Genomic DNA, 5997 nt, shown 5'->3' with positions numbered 1-5997 from the left:
GAATTGAGGACTCCTTTATTTAATATCAAATCTTTTATTGAAACCCTCTCCGAATATGGAGAAGATTTGACCCAAGTACAACGCAAGGAATTTCTCGATACTGCTAACCACGAAACAGATCGCTTAACTCGTTTGGTCAACGATGTCTTAGACTTGTCTCGTTTAGAATCTTCTCGCACCTATAACCTCAGCGAAGTTGATTTAAGTCAACCTATCGAACAAACCTTAAGAACTTGTCAGCTAAATGCCAAGGATCGAGATATCAAACTTCACCAAGATATAGAGAGCAATTTACCCTTGGTAGTGGGTAATTACGATCTATTACTTCAAGTACTCACCAACCTAGTGGGTAATAGCTTAAAATTCACCAATTCAGGGGGAGATGTGACGGTAAGGGCTTATCAAACCCCAGCAGAATCCAATACTTTGGGAATGCCCGCCGTTAGAATCGAAGTAAACGATACGGGAATTGGCATTTCAGCCGAAGACAAAGAAGCTATTTTTGAACGCTTTTTCAGAGTAGAAAATCGAGTCCATACTTTAGAGGGTACTGGTTTGGGACTATCTATTGTGAGGAATATTATTGAGAAACACAATAGTAGAGTTTATATAGATAGTGAAGTTGGAGTTGGTACTACCTTTTGGTTTGAATTACCCATATATCAGTCCCCAAAAGAAGGACTCCTCTCCGCTATTACGACTAAAGAGAGTTAACAGCCAGTGCCACGCTAACTATAACTAATAGAGCGATCGCAATTAAACCTCGATGGCGATATAAACGATTTTTGATTCCCCTCCAGCCCATTTGACTTTTGGGAGTAGTCACTTCAGGCACTAAAGGCATAGAGGCATCGTGAAAGAGGGTACAACTTGTAGCATAAGGACGTTGGGGGAAATTACAACTATCATCGTGATCGTAAGTACAGCGATCGCACAAACTGCTATTATCTTCAGACTGATATAAGGGCATCCCAGGATGACCGAAAGCTTTGAGAGGATTATTACAATGGGGACAATTTATCGCCCGATCTTCTACAGGCTTTTTACATCTAGGACAGTTAGACATTCAACGATACTTGCTTATTGTTGTTGATTGAGAAATTTACGGATTTGATATTCTTTGCTTTCAATCATTTTATAATCAATCCCTTTCTCCTTCATAACGGTGGAAAACTCCTGCTCGATCGCCGCCAAATCTTTTTGGGGAATTGATTTCCATTGTTCGCGAGTCTGCCAGCGAATCGTAAAAACAAGGCGATCGCTTTTTTGCGGCTCGATCCACACTTCCTTACCCAAAAAACCTGGATAAGTAGCCAGGGCGGCAGTCCAGATTTTTTCATCTTCTTGGATAAACTGTTCTCGAAACTCTGAATTTACAGTAAACTGAAGCCATTCAATAACCATATAACTTTACAAAGAAACACAAAATATCTATGGTTCGTTATTCTACTATCTAATAACATGGTAAATAAATTTGAGGTAATAGGGTAATGGATAATAAAGACTGGTTAAAGCAACTACTCATGGTAGGTATTGGCACGACTTCTTTGGTAGCAGAAAAAATCAAGGAAGTTAGCGACGAGTGGGTCAAAGACGGACGAATTAATCCAGATCAAGCTAAATCTTTTGTGGACGATCTGATGTCGCAGCTCAATACCGAATCTGATGGGGTGCAAAAACAAGTAGAAAGACAGATGAGAAATATGCTGCAAGATTTGGGCGTACCTCGTCAAGCAGAAATGGATGAATTGCGCGGTAGGATAGATCGCCTCGAACGTCAAATTAGGGATTTAGAAAACAAGAATTGGCGTTAAAAATATCTCAAAAGGAAAGTAGTACTCGATAACGGACACTATCGCTTCTATAAGATAATATTGAGATTGTAAACTCGCCCATTTCATTCTTAATATAGATAAAATTACTGAAGATTAAATTGTACAAAAGTATTGCGATCGACAATAGTTTCTCTAGAATTTATTAGAGATGGATTCCAAACATCCCGCCACCAAGACAAAAGAGATAATTGGTATCGAAAGAATTTACTTTTTGAGATTTTTAGATAGTTAAATTCCCCTAAAAGAAAAAATCTGTGATTACATTAACCTTATTACATCCTCTTCAACCCGTAGCAATCCAAAGCTGGACTTTTCGCGACGAAGCCAGCATTAAAATAGGTCGTGCCACTAACAATGAAGTCGTTCTATATAGTGCTGTGGTATCTCGCCATCATGTTGAGATTAAGAAATCGGGACATAATGAATGGGAAGTAGTCAATATTGGTTCTAATGGTACTTATATTGACGGCAAACGAGTCGAACAGACCAAAGCAGTTGATGGTATGATTTTTAGACTAGCTAGTTCTGGCCCTAAAATTTTAATTAAAATTGAAGCAAAATCTGGTGAAAATAGCTCTAATAATTCTGAAGAAATATCTCGTAAAAGAAGACAGCCTAAAGGAGCAAAAGATACTTTAATTAGTTAAAAGTCAACCGACTTTAAACTAATTATCAAAGTTACACATCATCAATTATTTGTTTGATTTGAGCTAATTCTAGAGAGCGAGAATTAGGGGATTCGATCCCCCTTAACCAGAGCAAGTATTCAACATTACCTGCTGGTCCTTGAATGGGAGACACGGTCAGCCCTTGGTAATGCCAGCCCAGGGCTTGGGCAGCTTGCCAAACTTGTAAAATTGCCATAGCTCGATCTTCGGGGTTACGCACTACGCCTTTTTTACCAATGCGATCGCGCCCTACTTCAAATTGAGGCTTAACTAGCAGCACCACTTCTTTTGGCTCGTTCAATAAGTTCCAAAAAGCAGGCAATACTTTAGTTAAAGAAATGAAAGATACATCCATTACGCCCAAATCTGCTCGTGAAGCGTCGCCATACAAATCTTTAGGAGTTAGATGTCGTATATTTGTTCTTTCTTTTAAAATCACGCGATCGCTTTGACGAATTTTCCAGGCTACCTGTCCGTATCCCACATCTACGCCATAAACTAATTGCGCGCCAGACTGTAACAAACAGTCAGTGAAACCCCCCGTAGATATGCCTCCATCTAAGCAAATTCTATCTTTTACTGAAATAGTAAAGGTTTCTAGGGCTTTCTTTAACTTTTTACCCCCCCGCGATACATAGGGCGGCTGGGCTTTAACCTCAATTTGAGCGGTGGTTTCGATCTCTGTCCCTGGCTTATCGACAATTTCTTGGTTAACCTTGACTTTTCCCGCCCTAATCAAACGTTGTGCCAAAGCACGAGAATCACAAAGTTCGAGACTGACTAATAGTTTATCTAATCGTTGTTTTGCCAATATTTAACTTACTTCATAGTTTGTCTTTCAGTTTAACCCACCCCAAGCATATATCTATAATTAAGGATTGAGTTCTATGACTCAAACGTTCTCTAGCTACGGATTTAATCTTCAATTCGATTTCAAAGACCATAATATTTTAATTGTTGACGATAATCCTACCAATCTATCGGTAATTGTCGAATTTTTAGAAGATTCTGGCTTAACTGTTTTGGTATCTCAAGATGGTGAAAGTAGTTTAAAAAGGGCTAAATATGCTCAACCAGATATTATTCTGTTGGATGTTTTAATGCCAGGAATTGACGGTTATGAAACTTGTAGTCGTCTGAAAAGCGATCCTGAAACTCAAGATATACCAGTGATTTTTATGACAGCCCTGGCTGATACGGAAGATAAACTTAAAGGCTTTGAGATGGGAGCAGTTGACTATGTTACCAAACCAATTCAGGCAGCAGAAGTTTTAGCCAGAGTTAAACTTCACCTGCAACTGCGTTATATGACTAAAACCTTGAGTCGTCAAAATGAAATTTTAAAAATAGAGGTAGCAGAAAAAATTGCGGCTCAGAAAGCTCTGAAAGATTTGAATTTAGAATTAGAACAAAGAGTCAAACAAAGAACTGTCTTGCTAGCTAAAAGCAACCACAAGCTACAAAGAGAAATTGTCGATCGCAAACAAGCGGAAAATCGATTAAAAAATTCTTTAGACGAAAAAGAAATATTACTCAAAGAAATCTATCATCGAGTTAAAAATAATCTTTTGGTAGTATCGAGCCTGTTAGAAATTCAAGGTAGCTGTATTGAAGATTTACAAATCCGTAAAATTCTCAAAAATAGTCAGGATCGTATCTTTTCCATGGCACTAGTTCACGAACAATTATATCGTTCGGAAAATCTACAAGAAATTGATTTGGGTTCTTATATTAAAGCCTTACTAGATAAAATATTTACTTCTCATGTAAACTGCTACGAGGGAATTAATTTTATTGTTAACACTCAAGAAATTTATCTCAATATTGAGACGGCAAATTCTTGCGGTTTGATTATTAATGAATTAGTGACTAACGCTTTAGAACACGCTTTTAAAAATCGAGAACAAGGTAATATCTCGATCGGTTTACAACGGGCTGACGAGGGCAAAATAATTTTAACTATTGCCGATGATGGGTTGGGGTTGCCCGAAGATTTTGATTTTGATGAAGCAGAATCTTTAGGATTGCGCTTGGTGCGGGTTTTAACCAGGCAACTAGAAGGAGAAATGAAATTGGAACGACAACATGGAACTTGTTTTAAAATTATTTTTGCTGAATTGGATTATAGCGATCGCCTTCATTAATCACAGCTAAATAGGAAACTGAAATGTCAATTGTTAAAATTTCCCCGTCCAAGACACCCCATAATAAATAAAGAGTAATAAATAATTAGTTATTAACCAGCGATCGTGAGTATCTTAACCCTACAAAATATCAAAAAAGATTTCGGCATCAAAGAAATATTGCGAGATGCTAGCTTTAGTGTTGAGCCAAATGAAAAAGTGGGGTTAATTGGAGTCAATGGCTCTGGTAAGTCTACTTTACTGAAGATGATTGCTGGGATCGAGCCAACTGACGGCGGACAGCGTTTGGTAAAATCGGGAGCAAAAGTCATTTATTTGCCCCAACAGCCAGAAATAGACGAAGATAACACGGTAATCGATCAGGTATTTGCCGATAGTAGCGAACAAATGAACCTGGTCAGGGAATATGAAGACTTATCTCATAAGTTAGCTGCTACTACAGAAGACGAGCAATCAGCATTAATGTCCCGACTGGCAAAGGTTTCGGAAAAAATGGAATCTCTCGGGGCGTGGGAGTTGGAAACTAAAGCTAAGATTATTCTCAGCAAGCTGGGTATTGAGGATTTTGACGCGAAGGTAGGAGATCTTTCGGGGGGATATCGCAAGCGGATTGCTTTAGCGACTGCTTTGCTGAACGAGCCAGATTTGCTCTTAATGGACGAGCCGACTAACCATTTAGATGCCGAGTCGGTGGAATGGTTGCAAGACTATTTAGCCCGTTTTAGCGGTGCTATTTTGTTAATTACTCACGATCGCTATTTTTTGGATAATGTGACCAATCGCATCTTAGAAATAGATCGAGGGGATTTGTATAGTTATGGGGGGAATTACTCCTACTATCTAGAAAAGAAAGCTTTGCAGGAAGAATCTGTCGCCAGCAGCCAGCGCAAACTACAGGGAGTGTTGCGGAAGGAATTAGAATGGCTCAAACGGGGGGCAAAAGCTCGCAGCACCAAGCAAAAAGCGCGGATCGATCGCATTGGGGAAATGCAGAATCGAGAGTTTAAAGAAGCTCAAGGAAAGGTAGAAATCGATACCCCAGGCAGACGCATTGGTAAAAAGGTAATCGAACTGGAAGGAGTATCTAAAAGCTATAAAAATCGCACTCTGTTTCAAGATTTTACTTATAAATTCACTCCCAGCGATCGCATTGGCATTATTGGGGGTAATGGTGCGGGTAAGTCTACCCTGATGAATATTATTACAGGTCGCATCGAACCAGACGGGGGGACAGTAGAAATTGGTAAAACCATCCACATCGGTTATTTCGATCAGCATTCCGATAATATACTCGACGCATTAAATCAAGAACAAAGAGTCATTGAATATATTAAAGAAGTAGCGGAAATT

At 39.0% G+C, this 5997-nt stretch carries 8 protein-coding genes; 5 read left to right on the top strand and 3 right to left on the bottom strand.

Annotation, left to right across the window (positions count from 1 at the left end):
• Window positions 1-714: sensor histidine kinase (locus tag AC33VI_RS08680; protein ID WP_491781870.1), on the top strand; the 714-nt coding region annotated here is incomplete at its 5' end.
• Here AC33VI_RS08680 and AC33VI_RS08675 read toward each other — a convergent pair.
• Entirely contained in the window at window positions 701-1066 is a 366-nt protein-coding gene (locus tag AC33VI_RS08675; protein WP_491781869.1) for a zinc ribbon domain-containing protein, read from the bottom strand. The genes AC33VI_RS08680 and AC33VI_RS08675 overlap by 14 nt on opposite strands.
• 14 nt (window positions 1067-1080) lie before the next feature.
• Window positions 1081-1404: a TIGR03792 family protein gene (locus AC33VI_RS08670; protein ID WP_491781868.1), complete on the bottom strand. Its 324-nt coding sequence runs from the start codon at window positions 1402-1404 to the stop codon at window positions 1081-1083.
• An 86-nt stretch (window positions 1405-1490) separates the two neighbouring features.
• Between AC33VI_RS08670 and AC33VI_RS08665 the strand changes: the two genes are divergently transcribed.
• Entirely contained in the window at window positions 1491-1814 is a 324-nt protein-coding gene (locus AC33VI_RS08665) for a phasin family protein (RefSeq protein ID WP_491781867.1), read from the top strand.
• 275 nt (window positions 1815-2089) lie between these two features.
• A complete protein-coding gene (locus tag AC33VI_RS08660) occupies window positions 2090-2482 on the top strand; it encodes an FHA domain-containing protein (RefSeq protein ID WP_491781866.1) in 393 nt (130 codons plus the stop codon).
• 31 nt (window positions 2483-2513) lie between these two features.
• Here AC33VI_RS08660 and AC33VI_RS08655 read toward each other — a convergent pair whose 3' ends face one another.
• Entirely contained in the window at window positions 2514-3314 is an 801-nt protein-coding gene (locus AC33VI_RS08655; protein WP_491781865.1) for a TlyA family RNA methyltransferase, read from the bottom strand.
• A gap of 76 nt (window positions 3315-3390) precedes the next feature.
• Between AC33VI_RS08655 and AC33VI_RS08650 the strand changes: the two genes are divergently transcribed.
• Entirely contained in the window at window positions 3391-4647 is a 1257-nt protein-coding gene (locus tag AC33VI_RS08650) for a response regulator (protein WP_491781864.1), read from the top strand.
• Between the two features lie 105 nt (window positions 4648-4752).
• Window positions 4753-5997, top strand: a 1245-nt coding sequence (locus tag AC33VI_RS08645; RefSeq protein WP_491781863.1) for an ABC-F family ATP-binding cassette domain-containing protein, incomplete at its 3' end; no start/stop codon positions are given.

The organism is Waterburya sp., from assembly GCF_058530065.1.
This window is presented reverse-complemented; position numbering and strand designations above follow the sequence as displayed.